At 65.3% G+C, this 14,684-nt stretch carries 15 protein-coding genes and 1 tRNA gene; 5 read left to right on the top strand and 11 right to left on the bottom strand.

Annotation, left to right across the window (positions count from 1 at the left end; all coding sequences use genetic code 11):
* Positions 1-7 precede the first annotated feature (7 nt).
* From DBR47_RS04700 to hemA, 6 genes are all read right to left on the bottom strand, one after another.
* Positions 8-601: a UbiX family flavin prenyltransferase gene (locus DBR47_RS04700; RefSeq protein ID WP_124447430.1), complete on the bottom strand. Its 594-nt coding sequence runs from the start codon at positions 599-601 to the stop codon at positions 8-10.
* A 17-nt stretch (positions 602-618) separates the two neighbouring features.
* Positions 619-930: a Grx4 family monothiol glutaredoxin gene (gene grxD / locus DBR47_RS04695; RefSeq protein WP_124447428.1), complete on the bottom strand. Its 312-nt coding sequence runs from the start codon at positions 928-930 to the stop codon at positions 619-621.
* A gap of 115 nt (positions 931-1,045) precedes the next feature.
* Positions 1,046-1,711, bottom strand: coding sequence for a hypothetical protein (locus tag DBR47_RS04690; protein ID WP_124447426.1), 666 nt, complete (start codon positions 1,709-1,711; stop codon positions 1,046-1,048).
* Between the two features lie 119 nt (positions 1,712-1,830).
* Positions 1,831-2,652, bottom strand: a complete 822-nt coding sequence (gene prmC / locus DBR47_RS04685; protein ID WP_124447424.1) for a peptide chain release factor N(5)-glutamine methyltransferase — start codon at positions 2,650-2,652, stop codon at positions 1,831-1,833.
* The gene (prfA, locus tag DBR47_RS04680) at positions 2,652-3,749 is read right to left on the bottom strand and encodes a peptide chain release factor 1 (RefSeq protein WP_124447422.1); all 1,098 of its coding nucleotides are present in this window, start codon (positions 3,747-3,749) and stop codon (positions 2,652-2,654) included. The genes prmC and prfA overlap by 1 nt, the downstream gene beginning before the upstream one ends.
* An 89-nt stretch (positions 3,750-3,838) precedes the next feature.
* On the bottom strand, positions 3,839-5,152 hold the full coding sequence (gene hemA, locus DBR47_RS04675) for a glutamyl-tRNA reductase (RefSeq protein ID WP_124447420.1): 1,314 nt from the start codon (positions 5,150-5,152) through the stop codon (positions 3,839-3,841).
* 142 nt (positions 5,153-5,294) lie between these two features.
* Between hemA and DBR47_RS04670 the strand changes: the two genes are divergently transcribed.
* Positions 5,295-5,573: a hypothetical protein gene (locus DBR47_RS04670; protein ID WP_124447418.1), complete on the top strand. Its 279-nt coding sequence runs from the start codon at positions 5,295-5,297 to the stop codon at positions 5,571-5,573.
* On the opposite strand, the gene miaB is transcribed toward DBR47_RS04670, so the two are convergent.
* The 4 genes from miaB to DBR47_RS04650 all read right to left on the bottom strand — a co-directional run bounded on the left by miaB (position 5,557) and on the right by DBR47_RS04650 (position 8,610).
* Entirely contained in the window at positions 5,557-6,903 is a 1,347-nt protein-coding gene (miaB, locus tag DBR47_RS04665) for a tRNA (N6-isopentenyl adenosine(37)-C2)-methylthiotransferase MiaB (RefSeq protein ID WP_124447416.1), read from the bottom strand. The two genes, DBR47_RS04670 and miaB, sit on opposite strands and share 17 nt — an antisense overlap.
* Positions 6,904-7,010: 107 nt before the next feature.
* Positions 7,011-7,415, bottom strand: coding sequence for a hypothetical protein (locus DBR47_RS04660; RefSeq protein WP_124447414.1), 405 nt, complete (start codon positions 7,413-7,415; stop codon positions 7,011-7,013).
* Positions 7,416-7,535: 120 nt separating this feature from the next.
* Positions 7,536-7,612: transfer RNA gene (locus DBR47_RS04655), tRNA-Met, on the bottom strand.
* A gap of 98 nt (positions 7,613-7,710) precedes the next feature.
* The gene (locus DBR47_RS04650) at positions 7,711-8,610 is read right to left on the bottom strand and encodes a delta(1)-pyrroline-2-carboxylate reductase family protein (protein WP_124447412.1); all 900 of its coding nucleotides are present in this window, start codon (positions 8,608-8,610) and stop codon (positions 7,711-7,713) included.
* 211 nt (positions 8,611-8,821) lie between these two features.
* Between DBR47_RS04650 and ftsY the strand changes: the two genes are divergently transcribed.
* Positions 8,822-10,039 (top strand): signal recognition particle-docking protein FtsY, encoded by a 1,218-nt coding sequence (ftsY, locus tag DBR47_RS04645; RefSeq protein ID WP_124447410.1) that lies wholly within the window; start codon positions 8,822-8,824, stop codon positions 10,037-10,039.
* Positions 10,040-10,107: 68 nt separating this feature from the next.
* Here the strand turns inward: ftsY and ffh are convergent, their stop codons facing one another.
* Positions 10,108-11,493, bottom strand: coding sequence for a signal recognition particle protein (ffh, locus tag DBR47_RS04640; protein WP_124447408.1), 1,386 nt, complete (start codon positions 11,491-11,493; stop codon positions 10,108-10,110).
* Between the two features lie 50 nt (positions 11,494-11,543).
* Between ffh and DBR47_RS04635 the strand changes: the two genes are divergently transcribed.
* Genes DBR47_RS04635 through DBR47_RS04625 form a run of 3 tightly spaced genes read left to right on the top strand, consistent with a single transcriptional unit; the run spans position 11,544 to position 14,683 of the window.
* A complete protein-coding gene (locus tag DBR47_RS04635) occupies positions 11,544-12,398 on the top strand; it encodes an inner membrane protein YpjD (protein ID WP_124447406.1) in 855 nt (284 codons plus the stop codon).
* Positions 12,399-12,428: 30 nt separating this feature from the next.
* Positions 12,429-12,680, top strand: a complete 252-nt coding sequence (locus DBR47_RS04630) for a PP0621 family protein (protein ID WP_124447404.1) — start codon at positions 12,429-12,431, stop codon at positions 12,678-12,680.
* Positions 12,677-14,683: a PAS domain-containing sensor histidine kinase gene (locus tag DBR47_RS04625; protein ID WP_124447402.1), complete on the top strand. Its 2,007-nt coding sequence runs from the start codon at positions 12,677-12,679 to the stop codon at positions 14,681-14,683. Before DBR47_RS04630 ends, DBR47_RS04625 begins: the two co-directional genes overlap by 4 nt.
* Position 14,684: the final 1 nt, after the last annotated feature.

Genomic DNA, 14,684 nt, shown 5'->3' with positions numbered 1-14,684 from the left:
CGCAGGCTCAGTTCTTCAGGCCGACCCAGGCCTTGGGTGAGGCGCCGAGGACGCCGGCCAACTCCAGCACCCGCTCGGCGCTTTCATTCACCAATTCCTCGATGCTCTGCGGGTGGTGATAGAAGGCGGGCAGGGGCGGGAAGATGATGGCACCCATCTCGGTGGCGGCCGTCATATTGCGAAGATGAGCCAAGTTGAACGGCGTCTCGCGCACCATCAGGATCAGGCGGCGGCGCTCCTTGAGCGTGACGTCGGCGGCACGCGTTAGCAGATTGTCGCCAAAGCCATGGGCCACCGAGGCCAGGGTCTTCATCGAACAAGGCGCCACCACCATGGCGGCGGTGGCGAAGCTGCCGCTGGCCACGCAGGCGCCCACATCGGCGGGCGAGTAAGCGTGGCTGGCCTCGGCCTCCAAGGCCTTGCGATCCAGGCCCAGCTCGTGGTGGGCATTGAGCACACCGGCCGGGGTGACGATCAGATGCGTTTCCAGCCCCAGCTCGCGACCGCGGCGCAGCAAGCGCAAGGCATAGGCTGCACCGGTGGCGCCGGTGATGCCGACGACCAGGCGCTGCGGCGCGGGCGAGTGGCTGCGGTTGTTCAAGCGGATGTCTGCCGTCTTCAGGCTGCCAGGGCCTGTTGCAGCTCACCGGATTCGTACATCTCCATCATAATGTCCGAGCCGCCGACAAACTCGCCCTTGACGTAGAGCTGAGGAATGGTGGGCCAGTTGGCGTAGTCCTTGATGCCTTGGCGCACTTCGGCGTCTTCCAGCACATTGACGGTCTTCAGATCGGTCACGCCGACGGCCTTGAGGATCTGGATGGCGCGGCCGGAGAAGCCGCACATGGGGAACTGCGCCGTGCCCTTCATGAACAGGACCACGCGGTTGCCCTTGACCAGCTCATCGATGCGTTGCTGAACGTCGCTCATTTGATCTTCACCCCAAAAAATATTGAAACTAGGGTGGGATTATCGGTGAGCTTGCATGCCCCCCGCCTCGGACGGGCTTCTTGGCCAGCTGTCGGCCCGCTCAGCGAGGGCAATTTCAGTAGCTGTAAGACAGACCTAGTTGCAGCACCGGCTTGAAGCGCAGGTCCCGCATCAGGTCTTCCATGCCCTGGCTGCGGCTATTGCCCAGGCGCAAACCGCCCAAGCTGGTGTCGCTCAGCAAGCCCAGGTCGGCGCTGAAACCCCAGCCGCCGCGCAGGGATTGACCGGAATAGCCCAGGCCCAGATAGGACAGCGAGGCGCTGGGGTCGCCGCCATCCAGGGCCGGTGACAAGGTGCTGAGTGAGCTGCGTTGGCTGAGTGAGAAGTTCTGGCCGAGGCGGGCGTTTGACCCCAGGCCAAAGCCGAGCTGGCTTTGCGAGACGGGGCCCAAGAGCATGCCGCCGGTGGCGCGCAGGCCGCCGTGGACGCCGCGCAGGCCCGAGCCGGTCAGGAAATAGTCGCCCATCAGCTGGGCGCTGAGCAGACGCGAGCCGGCATAGCGCGAGTTTTCGAAGCCGTTGTTCCAGTTGCTGCTGCTGTCCAGACTGCCCAATTGCAGCCGGGCTTGCCATTTGGGCGCTTCCAGCGATGGGGCCGAGAAGTCGGCGGCCAGCGCGCCCGTGTGCAAGGCCAGGACCGCCAGACCCTGCATGGACAGGGCGGGCAGGCGGGGCATGGAGCGCATGGTGCGAGCCGAAAGAAGCGTGGACGCGGTCTTCATGGCGATCTCCTGCAGCAGTGGTTTTGGATCGATGCTACGCCTGCCGCGCGCTTTTGTGAGCCCTCATTTGACGGGGAAGTGCCCGCTTTTGCACAGATTGAGCCAAGCTCGGTCCGGGCTCAGCCCAGCCAGATGCCACCACTCACCCGCGCTTGCTGGCCCAGATCGCGCCGGAAGCCGACCTCGGCAAAGCCGCGCTGGCGCAGGGCGGCCGTGACCGCCTCGGCCTGGTCGTAGCCATGCTCCAGCAGCAGCCAGGCGCCCGGATTCAGGTGCGCGGGCGCCCCTTCGATCAGGGTCAGCAGGTCGCGCAGGCCATCGCCACCGGGCGTCAGGGCGCTGAGGGGTTCGTGACGCAGCGCCGGCAAATGGGGGTCTTCGCCGGCGATATAGGGCGGGTTGCTGACGATCAGGTCAAAGCGCTGGCCCGCCAGGGGCTGCCACCAGTCACCCTGGTGAAACTCCACGGGGAGCCCCAGCTGGCGGGAGTTTTCTTGGGCCACGGCCAGGGCCGCGGTGCTGAAGTCCAGGGCGTGGACCTCGGCGGCCGGATGGCTGGCTTTCAGGGCCAAGGCGATGGCACCGCTGCCCGTGCCGAGGTCGATCAAGCGAGGCTGGCCCGGCAGGGTCTGCAGAATTTCCAGTGCCCACTCGACCAAGGTCTCGGTGTCCGGCCGGGGCACCAGGGTGTCGGGCGTCACCTTCAAGAGCAGGCCGTGGAACTCTTTCTCGCCGACGATATAGGCCAGGGGCACGCCGGCGGCGCGCTGTTCAAACTGCGCCAGCAAGTCGGCTGCGAGTGCCGCGGGCAACGCTGCATCGTCGTGGCTGATCAACCAGGCCCGGCTTTGCTGCAGGGCGCGGCCCAGCAGCAGCTGGGCATCCAGCCGGTCCAGGCCCAGGCTTTGGGCCCGGACGAGGGCGGAGCTAACCGTCTGCATCAGTTCTTGCCTCCCTCTTCCAGCAGCGCGAGTTGCTCGGCCGCCTGGGCGGCTTGCAGGCCGGCGGCCACATCGTCCAGATCGCCGTCCATGATGGCGCCGAGCTTGTAAAGCGTCAGATTGATGCGGTGGTCGGTCAGCCGGCCTTGCGGGAAGTTGTAGGTGCGGATGCGGTCGCTGCGGTCGCCGCTGCCGATCAGGCTTTTGCGCATGGCGGCGTCTTTGGCGGCGCGTTCGATGCGGTCCTTGTCGCGCAGGCGGGCGCCCAGCACGGCCATGGCCTTGGCCTTGTTGCGATGTTGGCTGCGGTCGTCCTGGCATTCGGCCACCAGGCCGGTGGGCACGTGGGTGATGCGCACGGCGCTGTCGGTCTTGTTGATGTGCTGGCCACCGGCGCCGCTGGCGCGGTAGGTGTCGATGCGCAGATCGGCCGGGTTGAGCGTGACCTCTTCGGCCTCGTCCGGCTCGGCCAGCACGGCCACGGTGCAGGCGCTGGTGTGGATGCGGCCCTGCGATTCGGTGGCGGGCACGCGCTGCACCCGGTGGCCGCCGGACTCAAACTTGAGGCTGCCGTAGACCCTATCGCTGGGCGTGCCCTCGATGCGCACCACCAATTCTTTGTAGCCGCCCAAGTCTGACTCATTGGCCGACAAAATTTCGGTGCGCCAGCCGCGCCGCTCGGCATAGCGCAGATACATGCGGGCCAGGTCGCCCGCGAACAGGGCGGACTCATCGCCGCCGGTGCCGGCGCGGATTTCCAGAAAGGCCGGGCGCTCATCGTCCGGGTCGCGCGGCAGCAGGGCCAGCTGCAAGGCCTCGTGCAAGCGGGTCATCTCGGCCTGGGCGCGGCTGATTTCTTCCTTGGCCATCTCGGCCATCTCAGGGTCATCCAACCAGGCCTGCGCCTCGGCCAGATCGGCCTCGCATTGCTGGTACTGGCGGTACTGGCCGACCAGCTCGGCGGCTTCGGACTGCTCGCGCGTCAGGGCGCGATAACGCTTCATATCGGCGGCGGCGCTGCCGTCGGCCAGGATGGTGTCGAGCTCGTTCAGGCGGTAGGCGAGGCGTTCAAACTGCTGGCGCAGGGAGTCTTTCATGGCGGGTTCGGTGCGATGCGTGGAGACGTCGCTTCAAGCGGGAAGCGAGGAATGGGGCAGGGAGTGCCCCGGGCTTGCCACCGACTTCGCTAATGCTCGTCCGAGCGCTCGACCGCATTGGCCGGGTTGCGGCTGCTATTGCGCAGGAACAGGCGCGACACGGTTTGCGCCATCTGCACTCTTTGCTCGCCTTCGCTGGCGTGCAATTCGGCCAGGGCGCCGTGCAGCATTTTCTGGGTCAGGCCGCGCGAGAGGGCGTCCAGCACCTCTTCCACATCCGCCCCCTTGGCCAGCAGCTTGCGGGCGCGATTGATTTCATGCTCGCGCCAGCCCTCGGCCTGGGCGTTCAGGGCCTGGATCAGGGGCACGGTGTGGCGCTGACCCAGCCAGTGCACAAAGCTCTGCACGCCGGTTTCGATGATGGCCTCGGCCTGTTGCACGGCGGCTTGGCGCTTCTCGCCGGCGGTCTGCACCAGATTGGCCAATTCGTCGACGGTGTAAAGGTAGACATCGTCCAGCTGGGCGACTTCGGGTTCGATATCGCGCGGCACGGCCAGATCGACCATGAACATGGGTCGGTGCTTGCGGGCCTTGAGCGCGCGCTCGACGGCGCCCAGGCCGATCAAGGGCAGGCTGCTGGCGGTGCAGGAGATGACGGCGTCAAACTCATGCAAGCGCTGTGGCAGATCGGCCAGGCGGATTGACTCGGCACCCAGGCGGCCGGCCAGCTTCTCGCCACGCTCCAGCGTGCGGTTGGCCACGGCCATGGATTTTGGCGTGCGGGCGGCGAAATGGGTGGCGACCAGCTCGATCATTTCACCCGCGCCGACGAAAAGTACCTTGATCTTGCTGAGGTCTTCAAACAGCTGAGCGGCCAGGCGCACCGAGGCGGCGGCCATGCTGATCGAATGGGCGCCGATCTCGGTCGAGCTGCGCACTTCTTTGGCGACCGAGAAGCTGCGCTGAAAGAGTTGGTGCAGAGTGGTGCCTACCGTGCCGGCCTGGTTGGCGTGATGCACGGCCTGCTTCATCTGACCCAGGATTTGTGGCTCGCCCAGGACCATGGAGTCCAGGCCGCTGGCCACGCGGAAGGCATGGCGGGCGGCGGCGCTGCCTTGCAGCACATAGGCATGGTCCATCAAGGCGCTGGAGCCCACGCCACCGATTTGGGCCAGCCAGTCGACGGCGGGTTGCACCATGCTGCTGTCGCCTGCCACATAAAGCTCGGTGCGATTGCAGGTGGACAGGATGGCGGCCTCGGCGCCTTTGCTGAGCTTGGGGCTTTGCAACTGCTGGCGGAAGCCCAGCAAGGTGGGTGCCAGTTGTTCCAGCGAGAACGCAAAACGGCCGCGCAAATCCAACGGCGCGGAGTTATGGTTCAAGCCCAGGGCAAAGACTGACATGAGGGGATTATAAAATTGACATCTGTCAGACCAAGGCCGAGAAGCGTTGTCTGGCGGTAAAACTTGGGGCTTTGGACTTGATTTAACTCAAGCCTTGCTCGTTTCCAAACACTTTCATCCCAGCCCTGGGCGTCTTTCCATCTTGAGTCCACTCGACGCCATCTGGCATCTCGCCAACTTCTTTGCCCCCGCCTGGTGTGTGGCCGCGCTGCTGGCCGCGGCCTGCAAGCTGCTGTGGCGGCGCGAAACCCAGGGCCTGGCCTGGCTGCGCTTGCTCAAATGGGGCGGTGTGGGCGGCAGCCTTGGCTTGGTTGCGGCCTTGGCTGTGCTAGGCCATGACGGCAAGATGATGGGTTATGGGCTGATGCTGTTGAGCATCAGCCTGCCGCAGTGGTGGCTGGCTTTCAGGCCAAAAAAGTAGCGTCTTCGCTCGTCAGCACCTCGGCGCGCAAGGAGTGCGCGAAGGCCTGGGTGATTTTGACGTCCACCAGCTGATTCATCAGGCGCGGGTGGCCCTTGAAGTTGACGATGCGGTTGCACTCGGTGCGGCCCATCAACTCGCTGGCGTCCTTGCGGGCATTGCCGGTGACCAGGATGCGATGGGTCTTGCCCACCATGGTCTCGCTGATGGCCAGGGTGTTGGCCTCGATGACGGCTTGCAGCTCTTGCAGGCGCTTGACCTTGACTTCGTAGGGCGTCGTGTCCTCGAGCGCAGCGGCCGGCGTGCCGGGTCGGGGGCTGAAGATGAAGCTGAATGAGGCATCGAAGCCGATGTCATGCACCAGCTTCATCAGCTTGGCGTGGTCTTCCTCGGTCTCGCCGGGGAAGCCGACGATGAAGTCGCTGGCGATGCGGATGTCGGGCCGAATCGCGCGCAGCTTCTTGATCGTGCTCTTGAACTCCAGGGCGGTGTAGCCGCGCTTCATGGCCATCAAGATGCGGTCGCTGCCATGCTGGACCGGCAAATGCAGATGGTTGACCAACTGCGGCACCTTGGCATAGGCCTCGACCAGGCGCTGGCTGAACTCGTTCGGGTGGCTGGTGGTGAAGCGCAGGCGCTCGATGCCGGGGATGTCGGCGCAGTACTCCAGCAGTAGGGCGAGGTCGGCGTATTCGCCGGTGGCGCCCATCTTGCCGCGGTAGGCGTTGACGTTCTGACCCAGCAGATTGATTTCCATCACGCCCTGGTCGGCCAGGCCGGCGATCTCGGTCAACACATCGTCAAAGGGGCGCGAGACCTCTTCGCCACGGGTGTAAGGCACGACGCAGTAGCTGCAGTATTTGGAGCAGCCTTCCATGATGGAGACAAAGGCCGAGGCGCCTTCCACCTTGGCGGGCGGCAGATGGTCGAACTTCTCGATCTCGGGGAAGGAGATGTCCACCTGCGGGCGGCGCTCGTCGCGGCGGGCCGCCAGCATTTGCGGCAGGCGGTGCAGGGTCTGCGGGCCGAAGACCACGTCCACATAGGGTGCGCGTTCGATGATGGCCGCACCTTCTTGCGAGGCCACGCAGCCGCCCACGCCGATCAGCACGCCTTTTTCCTTCAGGTGCTTGATGCGACCCAGATCGCTGAAGACTTTCTCCTGCGCCTTCTCGCGCACCGAGCAGGTGTTGAAAAGAATCAGGTCGGCTTCGTCAACGTTCTCGGTTTTCTCGTAACCCTGGGCCGCGCCCAGCACATCGGCCATCTTGCCCGAGTCGTACTCGTTCATCTGGCAGCCGAAGGTTTTGATGAAGACTTTTTTAGGCATGGGACCCCTCGTCCGTTGGGTACACCGGCCGATCCCCCGAGGGGATGCGGGCCGGCTTGGGGCGGCCCGGCGCTCGGCCCGGCCGCGAAATTAGATTGCGTTGAGATTCAGCGTTTGGTCCAGGTCTGCGTGCCGGGCTCGAAACTCCAGCTGGCCGATTCCTGCGGCGAGCGGGGCCAGGTCTTGTTGGCCAGCTCGGCCGAGTTCAAGACCCACACATCCATCAGCAGGCCGGCGGGGTCCACCGTGTAATGCACCGTCAACTTCTGGCCGGCCACGCTGGCGGGCGGCAGCAGCATATGGCCGTCGCTGCGCAGGCGGGCACCGGGGGCAAGGCGGGCGGGTTTACCGTTGAGCAAAACGTCGGGCGTTTGCTGCACCACCAGTTCACCGCGCAGGGTTTGGGGCGGGAAGGGGCGGTGGCTTTGCGCCAGCGCGGGTGCGGCTGCAAAACAGCAGGCCGCCACGGTCAACACGGCGGAGGCGAACCAAGAGTTGGCACAGCGAGTCATGGTATTTGTCCAGGGGCTGCGTGAATCGGGCAAAGATTTTTTGTCTTCACAGAACGCGTGTTCGGCGTCCGGAAAACAAAACAGCCCAAGGTTTTGGCCTTGGGCTGTTTCTCTTCTTTTTGGTGGCGCTTCAGGGATTCGAACCCCGGACCTGCGGATTATGATTCCGTCGCTCTAACCGGCTGAGCTAAAGCGCCTCAAGCCCTCTACTATAGCAGCACTTTTTTGGGCTGCGCAAGAGTTTTTGAAAAAAGTTTAAGAAATCCTGTTTGAGCGCCTGGCTCAAGCGCCTAGATCAAGCGCCTAGAGCGACCCGAACCGCAGCCAAGTCCCAGGCCGCATGGCCCACGGTTTTGAATAGCAGGGGGCGGCGCAAGGCCGTCTGTCCGTCCAGGGCTTCGGCCAAGGGGTGGACGCGGCTCCAATCAACACCGGCCTGGAGCAGGTCGCCCGCCTCGTGGCGAGCGCCTTCTAAATCGTCAACCCAGAGTTGGCGGCTGCGCACCTGGGTGGCCGGGAGTTCGGCCATCTGCGGCGTAAAGCTGCCCAGGCCGACGATCAAGGTGTCGGCCGCAACCTCCTGAGGCAGCACGGCATTCAAGGATGTGGTGGCGGCGACGGCCACGGTCGCGCCGTCTAAGGCCTGCTCCAGCGGGAAGGCCAGCACATTGCTGACGCCTTGTTCACTCAGACTGGCGGCGAAGAGTTTGCTTTGGGTATTGCTTCTACCCACGCAGCGCAGCTCCACACCGGGCCAGCGTTCCCTCATGGCGAGGGCATGCATGCGGGCTTGGCTGCCGGTGCCCACCAAGGCGACGCTGGCGGGCGCTTGTCCCAGCAAGGTCTCTATGCCCAGCAAGGTGACGGCGGCGGTGCGGCGGGCGGTGATGACCGAGCCGTCCAGAATCATCAGCGGCGTTCCCGAGGCGGCTTCGCTGACGATGACCCGGCCCTGGATCGTGGGTTGACCCAGGGCGCGGTTGGCGGGCGTGACGGCCACCAGTTTGGTGACGGCATAGCGCTGATCGGTGCAAGGCATGGCCAGATAGCTGCCGCCCTCGGGCAGGGGAAGGACGGTGCGGGGGCTGGCGTGGATGCGGCCGTCGCGCAGGTCGCGCATGGCTTGGGCCACGGCCGGGATCAAGCGATCAAAAGGCAGCAGGGCGGCGGTGGCCTGGGCTTCATGGATTTGCATGGCTGGCGTCTTTGCTTCTCTTGGAATCGGGACCTGCGGCTGGAGCGCTCTGCACAAGGCGGCTTGAAGGGCTGCTGGAGGGTTGCAGAAGGCTCGGCCGATTATGATTCGGGACTTCGGGTCGGGGCGTTCAGCACTGGCCTCTGCGCTGGGCCCGCTGCAACAAAGATTTGCTTTGCAAGGCCAGGGACCCAGGAATCTAGGCGTTTAGATGTTCAGTTTCTTCAAGAAAAAATTCGGTGCTTCGCCACCTCCTCCTCCGCCACCCGAGGCCGTAGCGGCACCCGCGCCAGCGCCTGCCGTGGCTCCCCTGCCCAGCGAGCTTGTGGCGGAGCTCAGCCAGCCCGAGGTCAAGGTCGAGGTGCAGCCGTCGGTGGCTCCTGCACCCGTATCTGCGCCCGCGCCCGCACTTGCACCCGTGCCTGCAGCGGTTGCAGAAGTTCCCGCTGTCCTTGCGGCGCCCGCTCCAGTCCTGCCCGCGGTCGTGCCTGTCGCTGCGCCCGAACTCGCGCCGTCGCCTGCGCCTGAACCGCGCCGCAGCTGGATGGACAAGCTGCGCCAAGGCTTGCGCAAGACCGGCTCCAGCATCGCCCAGGTCTTTACCGGCACCAAGATTGACGATGCGCTTTACGAGGAGCTGGAAGCTGCGCTGCTGATGGCCGACACCGGCGTCAAGGCGACCGAGTTCTTGCTGGCGGATCTGAAGCAAAGAGTGAAGGACACAAAAGCCACCGATCCCAGCGCCGTGCGGGCCCTGTTGGTGGAGTCCCTGGCTGAGCTGCTCAAACCCTTGGAGCGCGCCCTGGTCGTTGGCCAGCACAGCCCCACGGTGATGATGGTGGTGGGTGTGAACGGTGCGGGCAAGACCACCAGCATCGGCAAGCTGACCCGCCATCTGGCCGAGGCCGATCAAAAAGTGCTGCTGGCCGCTGCCGACACCTTCCGCGCGGCGGCGCGTGAGCAGCTCTCGGTCTGGGCCGATCGCACCCAGGTGCAAATCATCAGCCAGGAGGGCGGCGACCCGGCCTCGGTGACCTTTGATGCGGTCAATGCCGGCCGCGCGCGCGGCTGTGATGTGGTTTTGGCCGACACGGCCGGCCGCCTGCCCACCCAGCTGCACCTGATGGAAGAGCTGAAGAAGATCAAGCGTGTGATCACAAAGGCGCAGGCCGAGGCGCCGCATGAGGTCTTGCTGGTGGTGGACGGCAATACCGGCCAGAACGCGCTCAGCCAGGTCAAGTCTTTTGACGATGCCCTGGGTCTGACCGGCCTGATCGTCACCAAGCTGGACGGCACGGCCAAGGGCGGCGTGCTGGCAGCCATCGCCCGCGAGCGGGCCATACCGGTTTACTTCATCGGGGTGGGCGAGAAGCTGGAGGATTTGCAGACCTTCAATGCGCGGGAGTTTGCGCAGGCTTTGCTGGAGTGAGCGAGGAATTGCGCAAATGAGAAAGGGCCAGCGACTGCTGGCCCTTTTCGTTGAAAGGCTGGGAATGTTTACATGCCTGGCATCATGCCCTTCAGGCCTTTCATGCCACCCAGCTTCTTCATCATCTTCATCATGCCGCCGCCGCTCATCTTCTTCATCATGCTTTGCATCTGATCAAACTGAGTCAGCAGGCGGTTGACGTCCTGGATCTGCACGCCAGCGCCCGTGGCGATGCGGCGTTTGCGGCTGGCCTTGCTTTTGCCGTCCATCAGCAGGGCGGGCTGGCGGCGCTCCTTGGCCGTCATGGCGTTCAAGATGCCTTCCATGCGCTTCATATCGCGCTCGGCACGGTCCATGTCTTGCGGGCCGGCCTTGGCGGTCATCTGGGTGGGCAGCTTGTCCATCAGGCCGGAGAGCCCGCCCATCTTCTTCATCTGCGAGATCTGGGCCAGGAAGTCGTTGAGGTCGAAGCCGCTGCCGCTCTTGAGCTTCTCAGCCAGCTTGTGGGCGGCGGCCACGTCCACGCCCTTGGTCACCTCCTCGACCAGGGCGACGATGTCACCCATGCCCAGCACGCGGCCGGCATGGCGTTCGGCGTCAAACACTTCCAGGCCGTCAATCTTCTCGGACGTACCGGCGAATTTGATCGGCGCGCCGGTGATCTGGCGCACCGACAGGGCGGCACCGCCGCGTGAATCACCGTCCAGCTTGGTCAGGATCACGCCGGTCAGGGGCAGGGCTTCCTTGAAGGCCTTGGCGGTGTTGATGGCGTCTTGACCCTGCATGGCGTCGACCACGAACAGGGTTTCGACCGGGTTCAGGATGGCGTGCAGATCACGGATCTCGGCCATCAGCGCTTCGTCGATGGCGAGGCGGCCGGCGGTGTCCACCAGCAGCACATCGAAGTAATGCTTTTTGGCGTAGTCGATGGCGGCCAGGGCGATCTCGCGCGGCTTTTGATCCGGCGCGGAGGGGAACCACTCGGCGCCGGCCTGGGCCGTCACCGTCTTGAGCTGTTCAATCGCGGCGGGGCGGTAGACGTCGGCCGAGACCGTCAGCACCTTTTTCTTGCGCTTCTCGATCAGATGCTTGGCCAGCTTGGCGGTGGTGGTGGTTTTGCCCGCGCCTTGCAAGCCGGCCATCAGGATGACGGCGGGCGGTTGGGCGGCGAGATTGATGTCGGCCACGCCCTCGCCCATGGTGGCGGCGAGTTCTTTCTGGACGATGGACACCAGCACCTGGCCGGGGTTGAGGGAGCCGATCACCTCGGTGCCCAGGGCCTTGTCCTTGACGCGAGCGATGAAGTCGCGCACAACGGGCAGGGCCACGTCGGCCTCCAGCAGAGCCATGCGCACTTCGCGCAGCATCTCCTGGACATTGCTTTCGGTGATGCGGGCTTGGCCGCGCATCGTTTTCACGAGGCGACTGAGGCGGTCGGTCAAATTGGAAGCCATGGGGGGTGGCGCTGCCACTAGGGCCGGGCGCGCAAAAGTACACTGTGGCCATGATTTTATCCATCGCATCTTCAGGTGCCGCCAATTGGGTCTTGGCTGGCGCCAGTTTGTTGGCCGCCCTGGCCTATGGCTGGGTCGCTGTACGGGCTTCCAAGGCCACGGGTGCTCAGGGCCTGGCCGATTCAGCGGGCCTGCTTTTGCTGGCCTGGGGCGCGCACCTTTTGGCTTTGCTGGTGGATGTGTCTGGGGTAGGGCAGGCGGTCAGTGGCACGCGCTTTGGCTTTGCGCCTGCCCTGTCGACCACGGTCTGGCTGGTGTTGGCCGTCTATATGGTGGAGAGCCGCTTTGTCCCTCTGCCCGGCGTGCGCCGGGTGCTGGCGCTGATGTCGGCGGCGGCGGTTTTGCTGGCCTTTGCATTCCCGGGCGAAAGCCGCCCATTGGCGGGTTCGCCCTGGGCGCCGCTGCACTGGCTGCTGGGTCTGGCTTCCTACGGTTTGTTCGGGGTGGCGGTGCTGCACGCGGCCATGCTGAATCGGGCCGAGCGCATGATGCGTGTGCTCAAGCCCGGCTCGCCCAATGCCAGCGCGGCGGCTCAGCCCTTGATGCCTTTGCTGCGTCTGGAGCGGCTGACCTTTCAGTTCGTCGGCGCCGGGGTGGCGGCTTTGTCGATCGCGATTTTGCTGGGCTGGTGGTTCACACCGCACTGGCATTGGGACCACAAAAACTTTCTGGCCGTCTTGGGCTGGCTGGTGCTGACCGGTCTGCTAACCGGCCGCAAGGTGTTTGGCTGGCGCGGCCGGCGCGCCACCCGCTGGCTTTATTTCGGCGCTTTGCTCTTGCTGCTGTCTTATGCCGGCTCGCGCTTTGTGCTGGAAGTGATCTTGCAGCGGCCTCTGGCCGCCTGAATTTGAGCTCGCTGAACCTGGGTAGCCACGATGTTGAAGTTTCTCTTTCTGATCCTCTTGCTGGGCCTGGTGTTCTTTTTGCTGGGGGTCAAGCATTCGCGGCCCGCTCAGCCCAAAAAAGAGGTGCCCGAGCCGCAGCCCGCCGCGCCCAAGGACATGGCCAGCTGCGCGCAATGTGGCCTGCATCTGCCTGCCGAGGAGGCTTTGCCAGGCCGCGGCGGTGTGTTCTGCTGCAGCTCGCATCGCAAGGCCTATGAAGCGGAGCATGGCGGCGCCGCATGAGTGCTGAGCCCGCGCAATCCTGGTTTGGCCCGGGGGACGACCGGCCCAAGGCCTTGTCGAAGAAACGCTCGGACGACAGCGTGCAAGCCTTGTGGGACCCGGACCCGAGCGAGGAGTTGGCGGCCGAATCCGGGCTTGGTGAGGACGCGGCGGCGATCGCTGCGGGTCGGGCTGAGGCCGGGCCCGCGGCAAGCGAGAGCGCTGCCGAGTCGCAGTTCTTTTTTCAGCAAGCGCGCCGTTTGGTGAACAGCGGCGGCAGCGCGTTCGCCCGCCTTTACCGTGCTTTTTTGGGCGCCCGCGCCGCCCTCGGCCTGGCCTTGGTGGCGACCCAGGTCATCGGGGGTTTTTTAGGCGCACCGGCACCGGAGTGGACCCTGGTGGTGTGCGTGCTCTACGGGGTGCAGGCCATGGTCTTGTGGCTGTGGCCGCCTTTGCAAAAGGGCGCGTCGGCACGCAGCATGGCGCGCGTCTCCAGCCCGCCCTGGTGGACCAGCATCGGTCTGGATCTGCTGGTGTTCGGTGTTTTGCATGCCTTCGACCGCGGGGCGAATGTCAATTACGGCGCCATGCTGGTGATGCCGGTGCTGATGGCGGGCGTGCTGACGCCGCGCCTGCTGGCGCTGGCGACGGCGGCCTGTGCGGCTTTGCTGATGCTGGGCGTGGCTGGCTGGGCCGTGCTGGCCGGGGCCGATGTGGGCCTGCGCATGACGCAAGCCGGCCTGGTGGGCAGCGGCTTTTTCGTCATCAGCCTGCTGGCCAGCGAGTTGGCCAGCCGCCTGGCCAAGGAAGAGCGCGCCGCGCGTGGCAGCATGGAGTTTGCGCGCCAGCAGGCCCAGCTCAATCGCCTAGTGATCGACGAGATGCAAGAGGGGGTGATGGTGGTGGATCGGCGCGGCCGGGTGCGCGCCGCCAACCCGGCCTCGCGGGCTTTGCTGGCCGATGGTGCGGCGGCCGTGCGCAGTGCGCCGTTTCAGCTGCGCGGGGTCAAGGCCTGGCACCCGCTGGTGCAGGCGGTGGAGCAGGCCTTTGCCGACGGTGCCTGGCCCGAGGGTGGGCGCGATGTGGACTTGGCCTTTGACTCTGGCCTGCAGCGCAGCCTGCGCCTGCGCATGCGCTTCACCCGCCGCCGCGCGCCCGACACCAGTGAAGATTTATGCGTGCTGTTTGTGGAAGACAAGCGCCGCGTGCAGGCTCGCATCCAGCAGGACAAGCTGGCGGCCATGGGCCGGGTGTCGGCCGGTATTGCGCATGAGATTCGCAATCCCTTGGCGGCCATTGATCAGGCCAATGCCCTGTTGTCGGAGGATGCCGTCGAGCCTCGAGTCCAGCAACTGACGCGCATGGTGGCCTCCAATGTGCAGCGGCTCAAACGCATCGTGGACGATGTGCTGGAGGTGGCGCCAGGCGCGGTGTCGGCAGCGGTGCCCCTGGATGCTGCCGCCCTGGTCAACGAGATCTGCCTGGAATGGGCGCGCACCAATCAACTCGCCCCTGGCCCCTCCGACCCGCTCAGCTGCAGCGTGCCCTTGCATCCGCTGATCGTGGCTTTTGACCCGGAGCATCTGCGCCGGGTGCTGGTCAATCTGCTGGACAACGCCTGGCGCCATGCCGAGCGCGGGCCAGGCTGCATGCAGGTCTTGCTGGAGCAGGAGGCCGAGCCGGTGCCGGATGCGGCCCACAAACCCTCGCGCGCGCCCGCGCCCGATCCACAGCCCTGGGTGCGCCTGAGCGTGTTCAATCTGGGGCCGGCCATACCGCCCGATGTGGAGCGGCATCTGTTTGAACCTTTCTTCTCCACCCGCAGCCGCGGTTCGGGCCTGGGCCTGTACATCTGCCGCGAGCTGTGTGAGCGTTATGGCGCCAGCATCGACTACCAGCGCCGCCACGATCCCGCTCGCGCGGGCAATGAGTTCAGTCTGCGCCTGCGTTTGCTGGCGGCTTCTTCAGCCGCTTCTTCAGCTGCTTCCGCCCCTGCGGCCCTCGGCCGTCACCCTTCCAATTGAG

This window comes from Paucibacter sp. KBW04 (assembly GCF_003852425.1).
GTDB lineage: Bacteria > Pseudomonadota > Gammaproteobacteria > Burkholderiales > Burkholderiaceae_C > Paucibacter_A.
Note: the sequence above shows the minus strand (reverse complement) of the source record. Positions and strands in the feature narration are given on the sequence as shown.

What these genes read in the sequence shown, in the direction of transcription:
- DBR47_RS04650 (WP_124447412.1), bottom strand. Translation starts at nt 8,610, where the DNA reads ATGCAAATCCATGAAGCCCAGGCCACCGCCGCCCTGCTGCCTTTTGAT.
- grxD (WP_124447428.1), bottom strand. Translation starts at nt 930, where the DNA reads ATGAGCGACGTTCAGCAACGCATCGATGAGCTGGTCAAGGGCAACCGC.
- prfA (WP_124447422.1), bottom strand. Translation starts at nt 3,749, where the DNA reads ATGAAAGACTCCCTGCGCCAGCAGTTTGAACGCCTCGCCTACCGCCTG.
- miaB (WP_124447416.1), bottom strand. Translation starts at nt 6,903, where the DNA reads ATGCCTAAAAAAGTCTTCATCAAAACCTTCGGCTGCCAGATGAACGAG.
- DBR47_RS04625 (WP_124447402.1), top strand. Translation starts at nt 12,677, where the DNA reads ATGAGTGCTGAGCCCGCGCAATCCTGGTTTGGCCCGGGGGACGACCGG.
- DBR47_RS04635 (WP_124447406.1), top strand. Translation starts at nt 11,544, where the DNA reads ATGATTTTATCCATCGCATCTTCAGGTGCCGCCAATTGGGTCTTGGCT.
- hemA (WP_124447420.1), bottom strand. Translation starts at nt 5,152, where the DNA reads ATGTCAGTCTTTGCCCTGGGCTTGAACCATAACTCCGCGCCGTTGGAT.
- ftsY (WP_124447410.1), top strand. Translation starts at nt 8,822, where the DNA reads ATGTTCAGTTTCTTCAAGAAAAAATTCGGTGCTTCGCCACCTCCTCCT.
- DBR47_RS04660 (WP_124447414.1), bottom strand. Translation starts at nt 7,415, where the DNA reads ATGACTCGCTGTGCCAACTCTTGGTTCGCCTCCGCCGTGTTGACCGTG.
- ffh (WP_124447408.1), bottom strand. Translation starts at nt 11,493, where the DNA reads ATGGCTTCCAATTTGACCGACCGCCTCAGTCGCCTCGTGAAAACGATG.
- DBR47_RS04690 (WP_124447426.1), bottom strand. Translation starts at nt 1,711, where the DNA reads ATGAAGACCGCGTCCACGCTTCTTTCGGCTCGCACCATGCGCTCCATG.
- DBR47_RS04630 (WP_124447404.1), top strand. Translation starts at nt 12,429, where the DNA reads ATGTTGAAGTTTCTCTTTCTGATCCTCTTGCTGGGCCTGGTGTTCTTT.
- prmC (WP_124447424.1), bottom strand. Translation starts at nt 2,652, where the DNA reads ATGCAGACGGTTAGCTCCGCCCTCGTCCGGGCCCAAAGCCTGGGCCTG.